Raw genomic sequence first — 18551 nt, 5'->3', positions numbered from 1 at the left:
ATCGATTCCACAGATGAATTACGCTGGCCCTCTGATGCCGAGCGCTCTCAGCCAGGCATCGATCTGCCCATACGCATCTTGTTGCCATTGGTCAGGTGTGCGTTGGCCAAGGACCTGCGATTGCTCGACGAAGCGGCGCACACACGTAGGTCCGAAACCGTCGACGCTGTCGAATTTGCGGTCAATGAAACCGTAACCGGCTGCCGCGCCGGGATGATGCAACAGGGCGCGGCATTCTTCGGCAAGCACATCCGCACCGCCCGGATAGTTGCGGACGCAATAGTAGATGTCGTAGGCATCCTTCTGCTTGTAGCGTCCTTCGATGGCGTGCCCTTTCATGGCCAGCAGGGCGGGGATCGAGCACACCGCAATCTCGACCCGATTGGTCCCGCCGGCCGGCATGGGTCCGCTGATGGCAACCCATTGATAAAAACGCAGGGCAAGATCGGCACCATCGGCGCGCTGCACGGCGAAGTCGCTGATGAGCGGCGGGACGTTCTTGACGATCTCCGCATCGCGCGGCATAAGGAAGTCGACAATGATGTCGATGGACGCGCCTTCGTCTTCGCTGGGGACCTGCCGTAGCAACTGGAAGCGGCGCAGGTCGCGGCGCTGCTGATACCCATGTTCCTGCAAGGCTTCCACCAGGGTGGCGTATTGGCCGTCACCCAGCGCTTCGGCGTCAAGACTCAGGTCAACATCCACCGTACCCACGTGCGGCATATCGTCATTGCCCAGCAGCAGCCACGGAACCGCACCGCCGACGATGGCGAATTTGCCTTTGAAACTTCCCAGGATCTGACCGATTTCGATCAGGACTTTCTTGACTGCGCTACTTGTACGGTCATCGTAATCGGTGGCGGATTGCGGTTCGCCGGGCGTCAGCTTTTCCATGTGAGCAATGTCTTTCTGAGATGGTCTGCGGCCTCCCGTCCGCGTTCGCCTGCGTGGTACAGGTCTAGATAGGTTTGAATGGGACTGGTGCAGACCGCGCCGGGCGCGGGTTCCTGCGTGTCACGAAGAAGATCGGCGTCGTCAAGCAGGTTCAGCATGACGTTCTCGCCTTTGGCCGCAGAGGAGAGCTTCAGGGCGGACTGCAGTGCTTCCAGCCCGGCTTCGGTCGCCTGGAAATAATGGGTTCCGGTCCTGGCGTAGGGGGCCAGCCATTGCGCCGCCGAGAACGAGGAAAATGCGGCTGCGGGGAGTTCGTCCTCCTGATGGCGGCGCATGGCATGCCGTGCCGCCTGTTCAAAGGCGCTCCCGTGCAGGGGACTGTAGAAAGCCAGACGCTCACCGGGCGGTGGTGCATAGGCATCCTGCCATTCATCCAGCAAGGTATCCGGTTCTGACAGCAACAGGCCGCCTTCCGCCACCTGGGCCCACTCGCGCTCCAGCAAGGCCGTCCGTACATTGCTGACGTGACCGAGACTGACCGCTGCTGCCTGAGCCAATTCCATGACGCGCCAGGCGCGCTGCGGGTCGCGCAGCAACACCCGCAACACTTGTGCTGATTTCGGTTTGAACAAGGAGCGCAGTGCCCGTCGATCGGCAACGGGTTTGCTGGCCACCTGCCGTTCGATGAAGATGCCGTCGAAGACCAGGCGGGCATTGCCTTCCAGATCCAGGAAACCGGCTTCATGTTCACGGCACAGCGCCTGGGCATCGGGAGACAGGTAAGGGGCGATCAGGACGGGTGTGGCGTCCTCTGCGTGGTGCGACATGTAGTCGCGCAGGGCCAGCAAGGCATGGCGCACATGGCGCGGTTGCCCCGAGGAATTGGCTTCGCACACCAATGCATGGCGTTTGCCTGCGACCTTCAGCCGCGCCGTGAAATCGACGCCTGAATCCGCCATGGCGGTCTCGCGCTCGATGTCCAGCAACTTGAGCGCAGGCACCTGCAGCAGCAACGAGCGCAGGGCATGGGCTGCTTGGGTCTCAAACGATTTCATTGAATGACGTGTTTTCAGCATATGCTGAAAATAGCACTAACGATGAAATTGTCAACCTATATTTTCACTAAAAAAGCATATTTCAACATTTGTTGAAATATGTGCTTAGGGTGAAATGTCCGCTGCTTATGTCGGGGCAGGATGATTGTTGGGCGTCTCGCCACACGCAAAAAAACCCGGCCAGCTTGCGCCGGACCGGGTTGAGGGACTACCGAGGAGGAGGTTTCGGCTTATCGCTTTACCATTCGGCAAAGCTGCCATCCTTGTGGCGCCAGATCGGGTTGCGCCAGCGGTGGCCGACTTCGGCGCGCTGGCGGACATACTCTTCGTTGATCTCGATGCCCAGGCCAGGGCCTTGCGGGATCTTGACGTAGCCGTCCTCATACGCGAACACGTTCTTGTCGCGGATATAGTCCAGCAGGTCATTGCTTTCGTTGTAGTGAATGCCCAGGCTCTGCTCCTGGATGAAGGCGTTGTAGCTGCCCGCATCGACCTGCAGGCAGGAGGCCAGCGCGATCGGGCCCAGCGGGCAGTGCAGCGCCAGCGCGACGTCGTAGGCTTCGGCCATCATGGCGATCTTGCGGGTCTCGGTGATGCCGCCAGCGTGCGAGACGTCCGGCTGGATGATGTCCACATAGCCCTCGGAGAGGATGCGCTTGAAGTCCCAGCGCGAATACAGGCGCTCGCCCAGGGCGATCGGGGTCGAGGTCAGGTGGGCGATTTCCTTCAGGGCCTCGGAGTTTTCCGACAGCACCGGTTCTTCGATGAACATCAGCTTGTACGGCTCCAGTTCCTTGATCAGGACCTTGGCCATGGGCTTGTGGACGCGGCCGTGGAAGTCCACGCCGATGCCCACGTTCGGGCCCACGGCTTCACGCACGGCTTGCACGTTGGCCAGGGTCAGTTCGATCTTGTCGTGGCTGTCGATGAATTGCAGTTCTTCGGTACCGTTCATCTTCACGGCGGTGAAACCACGGGCCACGGCATTCTTGGCCGCCGCTGCAGTATCGGCCGGGCGGTCGCCGCCGATCCAGGAATAGACGCGAATGGAGTTGCGCACCGCGCCACCGAGCAGCTGGTGCACCGGCACGCCCAGGGCCTTGCCCTTGATGTCCCACAGGGCCTGGTCGATGCCGGCCAGGGCGCTCATGTGGATGGCGCCGCCACGGTAGAAGCCGCCGCGATAAAGCACGGTCCAGTGGTCTTCGATGTTGCGCGGATCCTTGCCGACCAGGTAGTCGGCCAGTTCATCCACGGCCGCCGCCACGCTGTGGGCGCGGCCTTCCACGATGGGCTCACCCCAGCCGACGATGCCCTCGTCGGTCTCGATCTTGAGGAAGCACCAGCGCGGGGGCACGATGAAGGTGGAGATCTTGGTGATTTTCATTGTTCGGTCCGGTTATGCGTTTAATCTGTCTACTCTATTAATCTGCCTGGCAGATGAATGATCGCTGTGCGATCGGTTACAACGATGAATCTCTGTTGACGGGAAATCAGCCCAGCGCCTTCCAGGCCGCCACGAAGGCGTCGGCACGCTGGCGCACCGCATCGGCGGACAGGCCCGGCGTGTACAGTGCCGACCCCAGGCCGAAGCCGGAGGCACCGGCCGCGCGGAAGACGGCCATGCCTTCGGGCGTGATGCCGCCGACCGGCAGCAGGGCGATGTCGCGGGCGATCACGGCACGCCAGGCCTTGACCACCTGCGGTCCCAGCTGTTCGGCCGGGAACATCTTGAGGACGTCGGCACCGTTTTCCAGCGCCGCAAAGGCTTCGGTCACGGTGGCCACGCCCGGGGCGCTGTAGAGGCCCGCATCACGCGCGGCGCGAATCACGGCGCCATCGCTGTGGGGCATGACGATCAGTTCGCCACCGGCGTTCTTGACGTCCTGCACCAGGGCAGGCTTCAAGACCGTGCCTGCACCGACGATGCAATCGGCCGGCAGGCTCTTGCGCAGGATGCTGATGCTGGCCAGCGGTTCGGGCGAATTGAGGGGGACTTCGATGATGCGAAAGCCGCTTTCATAGAGGGCCGCGCCGATGGCTTGGGCCTCGTCGTTGCGCACGCCGCGCAGGATGGCGATCATGCCGGTGCTGCGCAGGGCGTCGTGGAATCGTTGGGCTTGGGTGGTCATGGTGTTTTCCGTGGTGCTGGTGCGTAGTGCGGTGTTGGTCAGGCGGATCAGGCCAGCAGGCCGGCGTGTTGCGCCAGGTTCCACAGGCCCGCCTCGGTGGCGCCCTCGGCCTCGACGGCCGGGCCCAGTCCGTAAAGGTCCAGCGCCAGCCGGTAGCGGCGGCACAGCCCGGCGTCGCCGATGAGGACGATGGCGGGCGTGGTCGGATGGAGATTCTTCAGGGCGGCGATCTCGTGGCCGATCAGCAGGCCCGAGAGATAGTCCGGCTGGGCGTCGGCCGCCAGTTCGCCGGTCAGGCCCAGGGTGCGGCTGCTGAAGATGTTGGAGAGCACGCCGGCCTTGCCATGCGCGCTCTTGGCCACGCCGGCGCCGCGCAGGAAGGCGGCGTCATCGGCCACCTCCGGTTTTTGCATGGTGCGGCCCAGGATGGTGTGGCCGCACAGGGCAGCATAGACTTCGCCGGTCATGAAGGTATCGAAATGTTCGATGCGCCCGTCGACCACGCGCACCCATTTGGAGTGCGTACCCGGCAGGCCGATCAGCAGTTCGCGCTCGGTGCGTGTCTGCAGGGCGCCGATGACCTGGGTCTCTTCGCCGCGCATGACGTTGGGCAACGCGCCGGGTTCCAGCAGGCCAGGCACGATCCACAGCGCACGGCCCAGGCCGGTATCGACTTCGGTCAGCTGGCTGCCGATCAGGGATGGTGCCAGCGGCACGTTCAGGTAGGCGGCTTCACGCCAGCCCTGCTTGCTGCCGACCATGCCGGCCGCGATCAGGGGCGCGGCGGGCGCGGCCTTGAGCCAGTCGCCGCACGCCGCTTCCAGCGCGGCACGGTAGGGAGCGTGGGCATCTTCGCCATGGCCCACGGCGGGCAGGTTCATGATGCCCCAGGGATGGGCGCGGCGCTCCACCACCTGGCCACGGCCATCAAAGCGATAGCAGCGCAGCGAGGAGGTCCCCCAGTCGAGGGCGATCAGGGCGCAGTCTTGATTCGTTTCTTGAGTCATCGTCATCGGTTGCCGGCGTCAGCGCGCCAGGCTTGTCTGTTGGGTGGTGGCCCGGACTGGCTCCTGGGCGATATCGCAGACCGTGAAGCGGGTCAGCAGCACCATGTCCTCGCCCGGCGCCAGCGCGATCAGGCCGGGCTGCTTGGGCTGGTGGAAGGCATCGATGGGATGCGTGACCGGCTCCAGGCAGAAAAATGGCAGGCCGTTGGGGCGGTACATCAGCACATAGCCGCTGCGGTCCGTGGTGTGCATCTGCAGCCGCAGGCCGCGCGTGGGATCTTCGATCATGGCCAGGCCATCCCAGCCCTCGAAGCAGTTGTCGATCAGGCCGCCCTGCAGCGGGGCGGCGCGGTTGTAATCCCAGCCGGCCGGCAGCTCGCGCGAGAAGCCGGTGGGGATGCGATCCGGTCCGGACAACCACACGCCGCGCGAGCGGAATTGCAGGCGGGTTTGCACGTCATGCAGGAAATACGGATGCAGGCCCAGGCCGTAGGGCAGGGTTTCTTCACCCGTGTTGGTCACGCGCAGCTCGATCTCCAGTGCGTTCTCGCGCAGGGTCAGGACCTGCCGCGCACGATAGATGTAAGGGTTGCCGTCGCAGCGCACCGAGTCCAGTTCCAGCGTCATGCGGTCCTCGGCCTGGGACACGATGGTCCAGGCCTGGCGCCAGCTGTCGCCGTGGATGGGATAGGGCTCGCCGGCGCGGTTGGGGGCCAGCGGGTAATGCTTGCCATTGAAATCGAAGCCGCCGCCGGTGATGCGATTGGACCAGGGCAGCAGCGGGAAGCACGCGGTCGCGTACAGCTTGGCCGGATCGGCGCTCCACGGGCGCAGCAGCGGCAGCCACTTGCGCTCACGCTGCCATTCCCAGCCGGCCAGTGCGCCGCCCAGCGCCGGCAGCACGTGCAGACGCTGGCGCCCTGATTGCAGGGTATGGATTTCCGGCAGCCCCTGGGCGCCTGCGGATTGGGCATCGCTTGCTCGGGATGGCATGGTGTCTCGTGTCTTGTTATGGAGTGCTGCGTGCATCGTTGGCACAGGAACGCGTTGTCCATCGCGTCGTCCCCAATGGGGCTGTCTGAAGGCGTCGGCAGGAAGAAGGAGTTGGCTCACGTAGGGTCGCGCCCGGTCTTCATGCAGTGCGCTTCAAAAAAATCTGGCTGATCCTATCACCGCACTCCGATAGGGAATAATGAAAAAAACATCGCAAACGATATCAAAAATGCGTGCCGCATGCCGGCAAGCAAAACGACCGGCCTGCGTGCCCCGGTACGCCTCACGAAGAGACAGGTCGGTCCCAACGATGCGCGAAACGATATCAAAAAACATTAAAAATTCATTGGATGCGAATTGGTCGCTTGCCTAATATTGAGCGCGAATCAAGGACGATCAGGGCTGTCCGCGATTCCAACCGCACCGCGCCGCTTCCAACGCATACCTACAAGTCAAACTCACCCCGGCGCAGCGCACCCCACGCATAGAACAAAGGGAAGTCCACAATTCCCTGTCAACGGAGACTGACAATGAACTCGAAGAGAAGAGCGCTTCTGGGCGCAGCCATTTGCATGAGCCTGGGCAGCGCCGTGAGCTTCCCCGCCTTTGCCGCCGACAAACCACTGACCATGGGCTTCTCGCAGGTGGGTGCCGAAAGTGAATGGCGCACCGCCAATACCGTATCGATCAAGGATGCTGCCAAGCAGGCCGGCGTCAACCTGAAATTCGCCGACGCCCAGCAGAAGCAGGAAAACCAGGTCAAGGCGATCCGCTCCTTCATCGCGCAAAAGGTCGATGTGATCGCCTTCTCGCCGGTGGTGGAGTCGGGCTGGGAAACCGTGCTGCGTGAAGCCAAGGCCGCCAAGATCCCGGTCATCCTGACCGACCGCGCCGTCAACGTGAGCGACAAATCGCTCTACGTCACCTTCATCGGTTCGGACTTCGTGGAAGAAGGCCGCCGCGCCGGCCGCTGGCTGCTCGACAAGGCCAAGTCCATGCCTGCTGGCGACATCAACATCGTCGAACTGCAAGGCACCGTGGGCTCGGCGCCTGCCATCGACCGCAAGGCCGGTTTCGAGGAAGTCATCAAGAGCGAGCCGCGCCTGAAGATCATCCGCTCGCAGACCGGCGACTTCACCCGTGCCAAGGGCAAGGAAGTGATGGAAGCCTTCCTCAAGGCCGAGGGCAAGAAGATCAACGTGCTCTACGCGCACAATGACGACATGGCCATCGGCGCCATCCAGGCTATCGAAGAAGCGGGCCTCAAGCCGGGCAAGGACATCACCATCATCTCCATCGACGGCGTCAAGGGCGCCTTCGAAGCCATGATGGCCGGCAAGCTCAATGTCACCGTCGAATGCAGCCCGCTGCTGGGCCCGCAACTGATGCAGATCGCCAAGGACATCAAGGCAGGCAAGGAAGTCCCCAAGCGCATCACCACCGAGGAAGGCATCTTCCCGGCGGAAGTGGCGGCCAAGGAATTCCCGAACCGCAAGTATTGATGCCGGCATGACGGCAGCGCGCGCGCACTGGATGGTCCAGGGCGCGCGCGTCGCTGGGTTGGCCTGATGGGCGCGCCGGCGGTCGCTTGCGCATGCCCCCAGGATTCCGATGCTTCTGATGGAGTTGCGATGACGATGTCTGTCGGGACGCAGGCGCGTCCCATGCTGGAATTGAGCGGTATCCACAAGGCATTCGCGGGCGTGAAGGCGCTCACCGATGTCGGCCTGCGGCTGTTCCCGGGGGAAGTGCATACCCTGATGGGACAGAATGGCGCAGGCAAGTCCACGCTGATCAAGGTCTTGACCGGCGTGCATGAACCCGATGCAGGCAAGATCGAACTGGATGGCCGCGCCATTGCGCCGGCCTCTACCCTGGAGGCGCAGTCGCTGGGCATCAGCACGGTCTACCAGGAAGTCAACCTGTGTCCCAATCTCTCCGTGGCCGAGAACATCTTCGTCGGCCGCTATCCTCGCCGCTTCGGCCGCATCGACTGGAAGAGCGTGCACGCGCAGTCCAGGCAACTGCTGCAGCAGCTGCAGATCGATATCGATGTCGGCGCGCTGCTGTCGTCCTATCCGCTGGCGATCCAGCAGATGGTGGCGATCTCGCGTGCGCTCTCGGTGTCGGCCAAGGTGCTCATTCTCGATGAGCCGACGTCCAGCCTGGATGAAGCCGAGGTCCAGCAACTCTTCAAGGTGCTGCGCCGCTTGCGCGAGCAGGGCATGGCGATTCTCTTCGTCACCCACTTCCTGGACCAGACTTACGACATCTCGGATCGCATCACCGTGCTGCGCAATGGCGTGCGCGAAGGTGAATACCTGGTCGGTGACCTGTCGCGCCTGGACCTGGTCAACAAGATGGTCGGTGTGACTGCGGTGGATCATCGCAAGGTCGAAGCCGGTGCCGACGCACTGGCCGCCGGATTGTCGGCCGATGAATCCGGAGCGGGCGAGGTCTTCCTGCAGGCTGATGGCTTTGGCCGGCGCGGTGTGCTGTCCCCGCAGGACCTGGAATTGCGGCGCGGTGAAGTCTTCGGTTTGTGCGGTTTGCTCGGTTCCGGTCGGACCGAGATGGCGCGCCTGCTGTTCGGTGCCGACCGCGCCGATTGCGGACAATTGCGCATCGAAGGCCGCAGTGTGAAGCTCGATAATCCGCGCGATGCGATTGCGGCCGGTATCGGTTTCTGTTCGGAGGATCGAAAGAAGGAAGGCGCCATCCTCGAATTGTCCGTGCGCGAGAACATCATCCTGGCGCTGCAGGCGCGCCAGGGATTGTTCCGAGTGCTGCCGCGCAAGCGCCAGAACCAGATCGCTGCCGATTACGTCAAGTGGCTCGGCATCAAGACCGCCGACCTGGAAACGCCGATCGGCCTGCTCTCCGGAGGCAACCAGCAGAAGGCCTTGCTGGCGCGCTGGCTGGCCACCGATCCGGGCATGCTGATCCTGGATGAACCCACACGCGGCATCGACGTGCGGGCCAAGCAGGAGATCATGGATTTCGTCATCGCCATGTGCCGCAAGGGCATGTCGATTCTTTTCATATCCTCGGAGATTCCCGAGGTCCTGCGCTGCAGCGACCGCATGCTGGTGCTGCGCGACCGGCGCGCCTGCGGCGAGTACCGTCGCGGCGAGCTCGATGAGCAATCGGTCTTGCAGGTGATCGCGGGAGAGGCCGCATGAGTGCATCCATGGATTCCAAACTGATTCCCGACAGTGCCGCCACTGGCGGTGCGCCGGCGTTGACAGCGCTGCTGCATCATCCGCTGGTGCGTCCGCTGGCAGCGCTGGCCTTGCTGCTGCTGATCGATTTCCTGCTGGTGCCGGGCTTCTTCAAGATGGAGATCAAGGACGGCCACTTGTATGGCGCGCTGATCGACATCATCAACCGTGCCGCACCGCTCATGCTGGCAGCACTCGGCATGACGCTGGTCATCGCCACGCGCGGTGTGGACATCTCGGTCGGCGCGGTGGTGGCCATCTCCGGTGCCGTCGCGTCCATCTTGATCGGCGGCAAGATGGTGGTGGTCGATGGCGTCTCGCAATACGTCAGCAATGTGCCGATGGTGTGGGCACTATGCGCGGCGATGGGCGCGGCACTCCTGTGCGGTGCCTGGAACGGCTTGCTGGTGGCCGGTCTCGGGCTGCAGCCCATCATCGCCACGCTGATCCTGATGGTAGCCGGACGCGGGCTGGCGCAGCTGCTGACCGATGGACAGATCGTGACGGTGTATTACAAGCCCTTCTTCTTCCTGGGAGGCGGCTACCTGTTCGGATTGCCGTTCTCGCTCTACATCGCCGGGGGCATGTTCCTGCTGCTGGCGCTGTTGATGAGGAAGACCGCGCTGGGCTTGTTCATCCAGTCGGTCGGCATCAATCCGGTGGCGTCCCGCCTGGCCGGCATCCGTACGGCCGCGCTGATCTTCTTTGTCTACATGTTCTGCAGCGCCTGCGCTGGTCTGGCGGGACTGATGATCGCTTCCAACATCAAGAGTGCCGACGCCAACAATGCCGGCCTGTTGCTGGAGCTGGACGCGATCCTGGCCGTGACCTTGGGTGGCACCTCGCTGGCCGGGGGCAAGTTCAGCCTGGTAGGCAGCGTCATCGGTGCGCTCATCATCCAGACGCTGACCTATACGATCTATTCGCTGGGCGTGCCGCCTGAAGTCAATATGGTGGTCAAGTCCATCGTGGTGTTCCTGGTCTGCCTGTCGCAGTCGCCGGAATTCCGCCGCATGTTGAGGATGTCCAAATCATGATGCTTGCTTCTTCCTTGCGGCGCGCTTCGCACGCGCCGTGGTTCACGTCCATGGTCACGGTGGCGCTGCTGGTGCTGATGCTGGTCATCGGCGCGTTTGGTTACGATGGCTTCCTCTCGCCCCAGGTGATGCTGAACCTGCTGATCGACAATGCCTTCCTGCTGGTGGTGGCCGTCGGCATGACCTTCGTCATCCTCTCCGGCGGCATCGACCTCTCGGTCGGTTCGGTGCTGGCGCTGACCACCATGGTGGCGGCCTTCCTGCTGCAGAACTGGCACTGGCCGCCGCTGCTGGTGATCGCCACCGTGCTGCTGATGGGCGCAGGCTTCGGTGCGGCGATGGGCGCGATGATCCATTACTTCAAACTGCAGGCCTTCATCGTCACGCTGGCCGGGATGTTCCTGGCGCGCGGACTGTGCTACCTCATCAGCATCAATTCCATCACCATCGATGAGCCGCTGTTCGTGGAACTGTCGCAGTCGCGGCTGGAGTTGGGCGGATTGTTCATCTCGCCCAGCGTGGTCATCGCCCTGATCGTGCTGGCGGTGGCGATCTGGATGGCGCATGGTACCCGTTTCGGCCGTGCCGTCTACGCCATCGGCGGCAGCGAGAGTTCGGCGCTGCTGATGGGCTTGCCGGTGGGGCGGACCAAGGTCCTGGTGTATGCCTTCAGCGGTTTCTGTGCATCGGTGGGCGGCGTGCTGTTTTCCTTTTATATGCTCTCGGGGTATGGACTGCATGCGCAGGGCGTGGAGCTGGACGCGATTGCGGCCGTGGTCATCGGCGGCACCTTGCTCACCGGCGGCTATGGTTACGTGGCCGGAACACTCACGGGCGTGCTCATCCTTGGCGTGATCCAGACCCTCATTGCCTTCGATGGCAGCCTCAGTTCCTGGTGGACCAAGATCTTCATTGGGGCGCTGCTGTTCGTCTTTTGCGTGGCGCAGCGAGTGATTTCTTTGGGAGCCCTGCGCGGCAAAACGGCCGGATCGGCGAAAGCCGCGCCAGCCGTGGCTTAGGCGGGATTTTTTAAGCTTAATTAAGATAACTTTACATAGAGGGAGTTATACCGAAAAACATATCCATTACGCTCAAAAAATCATTAGAAATGTATTGGTAAAGCAATTAATGTAGAGCCCGCAAAACAGTTGCTCTGCATGACATTCATCAGAACTAGAGGCGCTGTTTTAGAAATAACTACAACACGCCATTCCATAAATAGAGACTGGAGACTCGAAGCATGAAAATCAAATCCGTATTGAGCGGTATTGCCCTCGGCCTGGGCGTCACCCTGATGTCCATCAGCGCCCAAGTGAGCGCGCAGAGCAAGCAGCTGGTCGGCGTGGCCATGCCCACCAAGTCCTCGGCCCGCTGGATCGCCGACGGCAACAACATGGTCAAGGTCTTGAAGGAAAAGGGTTACCAGACCGACCTGCAATACGCGGAAGACGACATCCCCAACCAGCTGTCCCAGATCGAGAACATGCTGACCAAGGGCGCCAAGGTGCTGGTGATCGCCGCCATCGACGGCACCACCCTGACCGACGTGCTGCAGAAGGCCGCCGACAAGGGCGTCAAGGTCATCGCCTATGACCGCCTGATCCGTGGTTCCAAGAACGTCGACTACTACGCCACCTTCGACAACTTCCAGGTCGGCGTGCTGCAGGCACAATCGCTGGAAAAGGCGCTGGGCCTGAAGGAAGGCAAGGGTCCGTTCAACATCGAACTGTTCGGCGGCTCCTCGGACGACAACAACGCCTTCTTCTTCTACAACGGCGCCATGTCGGTCCTGAAGCCCTACATCGACAGCGGCAAGCTGGTGGTGCGTTCCAAGCAGATGGGCATGGACAAGGTCGCGACCCTGCGCTGGGATCCGGCTACCGCCCAAGCCCGTATGGACAACCTGCTGTCGGCCTTCTACACCAACGCCAAGGTCAACGCCGTGCTGTCCCCGTATGACGGCCTGTCCATCGGTATCCTGTCCTCGCTGCGCGGCGTCGGCTACGGCACCCCGCAACAGCCGTTCCCGTATGTCTCGGGCCAGGATGCGGAAGTGCCTTCGGTCAAGTCCATCATCCGTGGCGAGCAGTACTCCACCATCTTCAAGGACACCCGCGAACTGGCAAAGGTTACCGTCGGCATGGTTGACGCCGTCCTGGGTGGCAAGCAGCCCCAGATCAACGACACCAAGACCTACAACAACGGCGTGAAGGTGGTGCCGTCCTACCTGTTGAAGCCGGTCGTGGTCGACAAGTCGAACTGGAAGGAAGTCCTGGTTGGCAGCGGCTACTACACCGAAGCTCAACTGAAGTAAGCATCATCGTGTAATACGCAGGCGGCCGGCATCCTCGATGTCGGCGCCGCCTGCGGCAGTACCGCAAGACCCAACAAGAACAAAAATCACCGTAAGCAGAACAGCATGGTCCCGCTCTGTGCGGGACTAATTCTTTCAGCAGGTTGCGCTTGCCCCAATGCAACGCGCAAGAGACAAATAAGTCCGGCTACGTCATCCACGCAAGACCGGCAAAAGAGAGGTCAGCATCATGAGCAACATTCTGGAAATGCGCGGCATCGAGAAGAGCTTCCCGGGTGTGAAGGCGTTGAACAACGTCAACCTGGCAGTGCGCGAAGGCGAGATCCATGCGATCGTCGGCGAAAACGGCGCCGGCAAATCCACGCTGATGAAGGTGCTCTCGGGCGTCTACCCGCACGGCAGCTATTCCGGCGACATCGTCTACAAGGGTGAGGTCCGTGCCTTCAAGGATATCCGCGACAGCGAACACCTGGGCATCATCATCATCCACCAGGAACTGGCCCTGGTGCCGCTGCTGTCCGTGATGGAAAACCTCTTCCTGGGCAACGAGCAAGCCCGTGGCGGCGTGATCGACTGGGAACAATCCTACGTGCGCGCCAAGGAACTGCTGGCCAAGGTCGGCCTGAAGGAATCCCCGCTGACCAAGGTCGGTGACCTCGGCGTGGGCAAGCAGCAGCTGATCGAGATCGCCAAGGCGCTCTCCAAGGAAGTCAAGCTGCTGATCCTGGACGAGCCGACCGCCAGCCTCAATGAAAGCGACTCCGACGCACTGCTGGAACTGCTGCTCGAACTGAAGCGCCAGGGCATCGCCTCGATCCTGATCTCGCACAAGCTCAACGAAATTTCCAAGGTGGCCGATTCCATCACCGTGCTGCGCGATGGCACCACGGTCGATACCTTCGACTGCCGCGCTGAACCGATCAGCGAAGACCGCATCATCCAGCACATGGTGGGCCGCGAAATGGCCGACCGCTATCCGCAGCGCGATCCGCAGATTGGCGACGTGATCTTCGAAGTGCGCGACTGGCGTGTACACCACCCGCTGCACTCGGACCGCCTGGCCATCAAGGACGTCAACATGACGGTGCGCGCCGGCGAGATCGTCGGCATCGCCGGCCTCATGGGCGCGGGCCGTACCGAGCTGGCCAAGAGCATCTTCGGCCGCGCCTACGGCAAGAAGATCACCGGCCAGGCTTTCCTGCACGGCAAGGAAGTGGACCTTTCCACCATCGAGAAAGCGATCGACAAGGGCATCGCCTACGTCACCGAAGACCGCAAGGGCGATGGCCTGGTGCTGGAAGAAGACATCAAGAAGAACATCTCGCTGGCCAACCTGGGCGGCGTCTCCGAGCGTACCGTCATCGATGAGGCGCGCGAGTACAAGATCGCTGCAGATTTCAAGCAGCAGATGCGCATCCGCTGTTCCAGTGTGCTGCAGAAGGTGGTCAACCTCTCCGGCGGCAATCAGCAGAAAGTGGTGCTGTCGAAGTGGCTGTTCTCGCAACCGGAAGTGCTGATCCTGGATGAACCCACGCGCGGCATCGACGTCGGCGCCAAGTTCGAGATCTACAACATCATCAGCAAGCTGGCCGCCGAGGGCAAGTGCATCATCATGATCTCCTCGGAAATGCCGGAGCTGCTGGGCATGTGCGACCGCATCTACGTGATGAACGAAGGCCAGTTCGTGGGCCACCTGCCCAAGGCCGAAGCGACCCAGGAAAGCATCATGCGCGCCATCATGCGCAACAAGCGCATCGATGACCCGGGCCTGTCGCAGGCTGCCTGACACCCATTACCAAGCCGGAGCCAAACCGGCAGCATCACCCATAAAGTCCATCAAGACCAGAGAGCACCCGAGGAGCAAGACAATGGAGAGCATTGACATGAGCAAGAAACCGGCTGCGGCCGCCGCCAGCGGCGCCGTCGAGAAGAAGGACTACGGCAGCTTCCTGAAGAACAACATGCGCGAATACGGCATGCTGATGTCGCTGGTGGCCATCATGGCCTTCTTCCAGATCATGACCGACGGTACGCTGATGCGTCCGCTGAACCTGACCAACCTGGTCCTGCAGAACAGCTACATCGTCATCATGGCGCTGGGCATGCTGATGGTGATCGTGGCCGGCCACATCGACCTGTCGGTGGGCTCGGTGGTGGGCCTCATCGGCGCGCTGGCCGCGGTACTGATGGTGGACTATGGCTGGGGCTTCGTGCCGGCCTCCATCGTCTGCCTGATCGCCGGTGCCTTGATCGGCGCGGCGCAGGGCTACTGGATCGCCTACTTCAAGATCCCGTCCTTCATCGTCACCCTGGCCGGCATGCTGGTCTTCAAGGGCATGGCGCTGGCGCTGCTGCAAGGCCAGTCCCTGGGCCCCTTCCCGCAGACTTTCCAGATGCTGTCCTCGGGCTTCATCCCCGAACTGACCGACAACACCACCTTCCGCACCACCTCGCTGATCGTGGGCATCATCGCGGCCGTCGTGCTGATCCTGGTCAAGCTGCACGGTCGTCGCAAGCAGACCAAGCACGGCATGGAAGATGAACCGGCCATGTTCTTCCTGCTCAAGAACGGCGTCTTCGCCATCGCCATCATCGCCTTCAGCTACCTGCTGTCGACCTATCGCGGCATGCCCAACGTGCTCATCATCATGTTTGCGCTGATGGTGCTCTACACCTTCATCACCAGCCGTACCACCCTGGGCCGTCGCGTCTACGCCGTGGGCGGCAATGAAAAGGCGGCCAAGCTGTCGGGCATCAAGACCGAGCGCGTGTCCTTCTTCACCTTCGTCAACATGGGCGTGCTGGCGGCACTGGCTGGCCTGATCTTCGCGGCCCGCCTGAACACCGCTACCCCCAAGGCGGGCCTGGGCTTCGAGCTTGACGTGATCGCAGCCTGCTTCATCGGCGGCGCATCGGCTTCGGGCGGCGTGGGCAAGGTCATGGGTGCGGTCATCGGCGCCTTCATCATGGGCGTGATGAACAACGGCATGTCCATCATGGGCATCGGCATCGACTACCAGCAGATGATCAAGGGCCTGGTCCTGCTGATGGCTGTCTGCTTCGACGTCTACAACAAGAACAAGTAATCCGGATCAAGCAAGGCGGGCCTGGCGCCCGCCTTTTGCATTCGGGTGCAAGCGTTTTTCGAGATCCTTCGTTTTCTGTCATTCGGGAATTCAACAATGAGTAGCGACAAAAAAGACAAGAGCCGCACCCTGCGCTCGGCCGGCTGGTTCGGTACCGCCGACAAGAACGGTTTCATGTACCGCAGCTGGATGAAGAACCAGGGCATCCCCGACCACGAGTTCCAGGGCAAGCCGGTCATCGGCATCTGCAACACCTGGTCGGAACTGACGCCCTGCAATGCCCACTTCCGCAAGATCGCCGAACACGTGCGTCGCGGCATCATCGAAGCCGGTGGCTTCCCGGTGGAGTTCCCGGTGTTCTCCAACGGCGAGTCCAACCTGCGCCCGACCGCCATGCTGACCCGCAACCTGGCCAGCATGGACGTGGAAGAATCGATCCGCGGCAATCCGATCGATGGCGTGGTGCTGCTGACCGGCTGCGACAAGACCACCCCGGCCCTGCTGATGGGCGCGGCCAGCTGCGACGTGCCGGCCATCGTCGTGACCGGCGGTCCGATGTTGAACGGCAAACACCAGGGCCGCGACATCGGTTCCGGTACCGTGGTGTGGCAATTGTCCGAACAGGTCAAGGCCGGTGAAATCACCATCCACGACTTCATGGCGGCCGAAGCCGGCATGTCGCGTTCGGCAGGTACCTGCAACACCATGGGCACCGCTTCCACCATGGCTTGCATGGCCGAGTCGCTGGGTGTGTCGCTGCCGCACAATGCAGCCATTCCCGCCGTGGATGCGCGCCGCTATGTTCTCGCGCACTTGTCCGGCATGCGTATCGTCGACATGGTCTGGGAAGGCCTGACCCTGTCCAAGATCCTGACCCGCAAGGCCTTCGAGAATGCCATCCGCACCAACGCCGCCATCGGTGGTTCCACCAATGCCGTGATCCACCTGAAGGCCATCGCCGGCCGCATCGGCGTGGACCTGGAACTGGAAGACTGGACCCGCATCGGCCGTGGCACCCCGACCATCGTCGACCTGCAGCCCTCGGGCCGCTACCTGATGGAAGAGTTCTACTACGCCGGTGGCCTGCCAGCCGTACTGCGCCGCCTGGGCGAAGCTGACCTGCTGCCGCACAAGGATGCGCTGACCGTCAACGGCCAGACCATGTGGGACAACGTCAAGGATGCGCCGATCTACAACGATGAAGTGGTGCGCCCGCTGGCCAACCCGCTGATCGAAGATGGCGGCATCTGCATCCTGCGTGGCAACCTGGCGCCGCGCGGTGCGGTCCTGAAGCCCTCGGCCGCTACTCCCGAGCTGATGAAGCATCGCGGCCGCGCCGTGGTCTTCGAAGACTTCAACCACTACAAGGAACGTATCAACGATCCTGACCTGGATGTCGATGCCAGCTGCGTGCTGGTGATGAAGAATGTCGGGCCCAAGGGTTATCCGGGCATGGCCGAAGTGGGCAACATGGGTTTGCCGCCCAAGGTGCTGGCGACCGGTGTGAAGGACATGGTTCGCATTTCGGATGCGCGCATGAGCGGTACCGCCTACGGCACCGTGATCCTGCACGTGGCTCCGGAAGCCGCTGCCGGCGGTCCGCTGGGCATCGTCCAGGATGGCGACTTCATCGAGCTTGACGCCTATGCCGGCAAGCTGCAGCTGGATATCAGCGAAGAAGAGATGCAACGCCGCCTGGCCGAACGCGCCAAGGTGCTGGCCGAGCGCAAGCCGGAGATGGCCGGCGGCTACCAGTCCCTGTATGTGGACCGCGTGCTGCAGGCTGACGAAGGCTGCGACTTCGACTTCCTGGTCGGCTGCCGTGGCGCGGCCGTGCCCAAGCACTCGCACTGATCTTCTTCCCGTCATCATGATGCCGGTGCCGCGCCTGGCGCGCGCACCGGCCTGCAAGGAAACCTCATGAGCAATACCCCCCAGAACGTGCAACTGGCGAACTTCCCCAGCCTCAAGGGCAAGCGCGTCTTCATCACCGGCGGCGGCACCGGCATCGGTGCGGCCATTGTCGAAGCCTTCGCGCAACAGCGCGCGCATGTCGCTTTCGTCGATATCGCCACCGAGGCCAGCGAGGCGCTGTGCAATGAAGTGGCCGCTGCCGGCTACCCCAAGCCGCTGTTCCGCCATTGCGACCTGCGCGACATCCCCGCTTTCCAGGCCACCATCGCCGAGCTGCAAGCGCAGCTGGGCGACTTCGACGTGTTGGTCAACAATGCCGCCAACGACCAGCGCCACAAGCTCGAAGAAGTGACGCTGGACTACTGGAACGACCGCATCGCCATCAACCAGCGTCCGTCCTTCTTTGCCGTGCAGTCGGTGGTGGAAGGCATGAAGCGCCGTGGCGGCGGTTCCATCATCAACTTCAGTTCGATCAGCTGGCACCAGTCCGGTGGCGGCTTCCCGGTCTACACCACAGCCAAGGCCTCGACCCTGGGCCTCACGCGTGGCCTGGCGCGCGACCTCGGTCCGCACAAGATCCGCGTCAATACCGTGACACCGGGCTGGGTCATGACCGAACGCCAGATCCAGCTGTGGCTGGACGAAGAAGGCAAGAAGTCGATCGCCCGCAACCAGTGCCTGCAGGGCGACCTGCTGCCCTGGCACCTGGCGCGCATGGTGCTGTTCCTGGCCGCAGACGATAGCGCGATGTGCACCGCGCAGGAATTCATCGTCGACGCTGGCTGGGTGTGACAGTCTTTACGGCGCGCACTTGCGCAACGGAGCAGAAAGAGTCGCCAAATGGCGACTCTTTTTTTGCGCAAATTTTGCGCAAACGCCAAAAGGGCTTGGAGACGGG

At 62.3% G+C, this 18551-nt stretch carries 16 protein-coding genes; 9 read left to right on the top strand and 7 right to left on the bottom strand.

All coding sequences use genetic code 11. The annotated features are described in order from the left end of the window. Positions 1-18: 18 nt before the first annotated feature. The 7 genes from FYB76_RS12370 to FYB76_RS26635 all read right to left on the bottom strand — a co-directional run bounded on the left by FYB76_RS12370 (position 19) and on the right by FYB76_RS26635 (position 6417). The gene (locus FYB76_RS12370; RefSeq protein WP_154133829.1) at positions 19-894 is read right to left on the bottom strand and encodes a nucleotidyl transferase AbiEii/AbiGii toxin family protein; all 876 of its coding nucleotides are present in this window, start codon (positions 892-894) and stop codon (positions 19-21) included. Next, positions 882-1970, bottom strand: coding sequence for a type IV toxin-antitoxin system AbiEi family antitoxin (locus FYB76_RS12365; RefSeq protein ID WP_154133828.1), 1089 nt, complete (start codon positions 1968-1970; stop codon positions 882-884). Before FYB76_RS12365 ends, FYB76_RS12370 begins: the two co-directional genes overlap by 13 nt. 217 nt (positions 1971-2187) lie before the next feature. Beyond that, the gene (dgoD, locus tag FYB76_RS12360; protein WP_088755358.1) at positions 2188-3336 is read right to left on the bottom strand and encodes a galactonate dehydratase; all 1149 of its coding nucleotides are present in this window, start codon (positions 3334-3336) and stop codon (positions 2188-2190) included. 106 nt (positions 3337-3442) lie between these two features. Next, positions 3443-4081 (bottom strand): 2-dehydro-3-deoxy-6-phosphogalactonate aldolase, encoded by a 639-nt coding sequence (locus tag FYB76_RS12355; protein WP_088755357.1) that lies wholly within the window; start codon positions 4079-4081, stop codon positions 3443-3445. A gap of 47 nt (positions 4082-4128) precedes the next feature. After that, positions 4129-5088: a 2-dehydro-3-deoxygalactonokinase gene (locus FYB76_RS12350; protein ID WP_154133861.1), complete on the bottom strand. Its 960-nt coding sequence runs from the start codon at positions 5086-5088 to the stop codon at positions 4129-4131. An 18-nt stretch (positions 5089-5106) separates the two neighbouring features. Continuing rightward, positions 5107-6081, bottom strand: coding sequence for an aldose 1-epimerase (locus FYB76_RS12345; protein ID WP_088755356.1), 975 nt, complete (start codon positions 6079-6081; stop codon positions 5107-5109). A 153-nt stretch (positions 6082-6234) separates the two neighbouring features. After that, complete coding sequence (locus FYB76_RS26635; protein ID WP_088755355.1) at positions 6235-6417, bottom strand: hypothetical protein; 183 nt, start codon at positions 6415-6417, stop codon at positions 6235-6237. A 194-nt stretch (positions 6418-6611) separates the two neighbouring features. Here FYB76_RS26635 and FYB76_RS12340 point away from each other — a divergent pair, with 194 nt between their 5' ends. From FYB76_RS12340 to FYB76_RS12300, 9 genes are all read left to right on the top strand, one after another. After that, positions 6612-7583, top strand: coding sequence for an ABC transporter substrate-binding protein (locus FYB76_RS12340; RefSeq protein ID WP_039789112.1), 972 nt, complete (start codon positions 6612-6614; stop codon positions 7581-7583). 129 nt (positions 7584-7712) lie between these two features. Continuing rightward, positions 7713-9263 (top strand): sugar ABC transporter ATP-binding protein, encoded by a 1551-nt coding sequence (locus FYB76_RS12335; protein WP_154133827.1) that lies wholly within the window; start codon positions 7713-7715, stop codon positions 9261-9263. Further along, positions 9260-10339, top strand: coding sequence for an ABC transporter permease (locus tag FYB76_RS12330; protein WP_154133826.1), 1080 nt, complete (start codon positions 9260-9262; stop codon positions 10337-10339). Before FYB76_RS12335 ends, FYB76_RS12330 begins: the two co-directional genes overlap by 4 nt. After that, positions 10336-11358: a galactofuranose ABC transporter, permease protein YjfF gene (gene yjfF / locus FYB76_RS12325; protein ID WP_154133825.1), complete on the top strand. Its 1023-nt coding sequence runs from the start codon at positions 10336-10338 to the stop codon at positions 11356-11358. The genes FYB76_RS12330 and yjfF overlap by 4 nt, the downstream gene beginning before the upstream one ends. 221 nt (positions 11359-11579) lie before the next feature. Beyond that, complete coding sequence (gene chvE, locus FYB76_RS12320; protein WP_088755351.1) at positions 11580-12653, top strand: multiple monosaccharide ABC transporter substrate-binding protein; 1074 nt, start codon at positions 11580-11582, stop codon at positions 12651-12653. 229 nt (positions 12654-12882) lie between these two features. Then, positions 12883-14439 carry a multiple monosaccharide ABC transporter ATP-binding protein gene (mmsA, locus tag FYB76_RS12315; RefSeq protein WP_154133824.1) on the top strand — a complete coding sequence of 519 codons (1557 nt, stop codon included), beginning with the start codon at positions 12883-12885 and terminating at the stop codon, positions 14437-14439. Positions 14440-14521: 82 nt separating this feature from the next. Continuing rightward, positions 14522-15739: a multiple monosaccharide ABC transporter permease gene (gene mmsB / locus FYB76_RS12310; protein ID WP_154133823.1), complete on the top strand. Its 1218-nt coding sequence runs from the start codon at positions 14522-14524 to the stop codon at positions 15737-15739. Between the two features lie 96 nt (positions 15740-15835). Next, positions 15836-17593 (top strand): IlvD/Edd family dehydratase, encoded by a 1758-nt coding sequence (locus FYB76_RS12305; RefSeq protein ID WP_154133822.1) that lies wholly within the window; start codon positions 15836-15838, stop codon positions 17591-17593. A 66-nt stretch (positions 17594-17659) separates the two neighbouring features. Beyond that, positions 17660-18445 carry an SDR family NAD(P)-dependent oxidoreductase gene (locus FYB76_RS12300; RefSeq protein WP_154133821.1) on the top strand — a complete coding sequence of 262 codons (786 nt, stop codon included), beginning with the start codon at positions 17660-17662 and terminating at the stop codon, positions 18443-18445. Positions 18446-18551: the final 106 nt, after the last annotated feature.

The sequence above is a fragment of the Herbaspirillum sp. CAH-3 genome (genome assembly GCF_009668275.1).
Lineage (GTDB): Bacteria > Pseudomonadota > Gammaproteobacteria > Burkholderiales > Burkholderiaceae_D > Herbaspirillum > Herbaspirillum aquaticum.
This window is presented reverse-complemented; position numbering and strand designations above follow the sequence as displayed.

Excerpts from the sequence above, each read along its gene's own strand:
- FYB76_RS12370 (WP_154133829.1), bottom strand. The coding sequence starts at position 894 with ATGGAAAAGCTGACGCCCGGCGAACCGCAATCCGCCACCGATTACGAT.
- FYB76_RS12365 (WP_154133828.1), bottom strand. The coding sequence starts at position 1,970 with ATGCTGAAAACACGTCATTCAATGAAATCGTTTGAGACCCAAGCAGCC.
- dgoD (WP_088755358.1), bottom strand. The coding sequence starts at position 3,336 with ATGAAAATCACCAAGATCTCCACCTTCATCGTGCCCCCGCGCTGGTGC.
- FYB76_RS12355 (WP_088755357.1), bottom strand. The coding sequence starts at position 4,081 with ATGACCACCCAAGCCCAACGATTCCACGACGCCCTGCGCAGCACCGGC.
- FYB76_RS12350 (WP_154133861.1), bottom strand. The coding sequence starts at position 5,088 with ATGACTCAAGAAACGAATCAAGACTGCGCCCTGATCGCCCTCGACTGG.
- FYB76_RS12345 (WP_088755356.1), bottom strand. The coding sequence starts at position 6,081 with ATGCCATCCCGAGCAAGCGATGCCCAATCCGCAGGCGCCCAGGGGCTG.
- FYB76_RS26635 (WP_088755355.1), bottom strand. The coding sequence starts at position 6,417 with ATGTTTTTTGATATCGTTTCGCGCATCGTTGGGACCGACCTGTCTCTT.
- FYB76_RS12340 (WP_039789112.1), top strand. The coding sequence starts at position 6,612 with ATGAACTCGAAGAGAAGAGCGCTTCTGGGCGCAGCCATTTGCATGAGC.
- FYB76_RS12335 (WP_154133827.1), top strand. The coding sequence starts at position 7,713 with ATGACGATGTCTGTCGGGACGCAGGCGCGTCCCATGCTGGAATTGAGC.
- FYB76_RS12330 (WP_154133826.1), top strand. The coding sequence starts at position 9,260 with ATGAGTGCATCCATGGATTCCAAACTGATTCCCGACAGTGCCGCCACT.
- yjfF (WP_154133825.1), top strand. The coding sequence starts at position 10,336 with ATGATGCTTGCTTCTTCCTTGCGGCGCGCTTCGCACGCGCCGTGGTTC.
- chvE (WP_088755351.1), top strand. The coding sequence starts at position 11,580 with ATGAAAATCAAATCCGTATTGAGCGGTATTGCCCTCGGCCTGGGCGTC.
- mmsA (WP_154133824.1), top strand. The coding sequence starts at position 12,883 with ATGAGCAACATTCTGGAAATGCGCGGCATCGAGAAGAGCTTCCCGGGT.
- mmsB (WP_154133823.1), top strand. The coding sequence starts at position 14,522 with ATGGAGAGCATTGACATGAGCAAGAAACCGGCTGCGGCCGCCGCCAGC.
- FYB76_RS12305 (WP_154133822.1), top strand. The coding sequence starts at position 15,836 with ATGAGTAGCGACAAAAAAGACAAGAGCCGCACCCTGCGCTCGGCCGGC.
- FYB76_RS12300 (WP_154133821.1), top strand. The coding sequence starts at position 17,660 with ATGAGCAATACCCCCCAGAACGTGCAACTGGCGAACTTCCCCAGCCTC.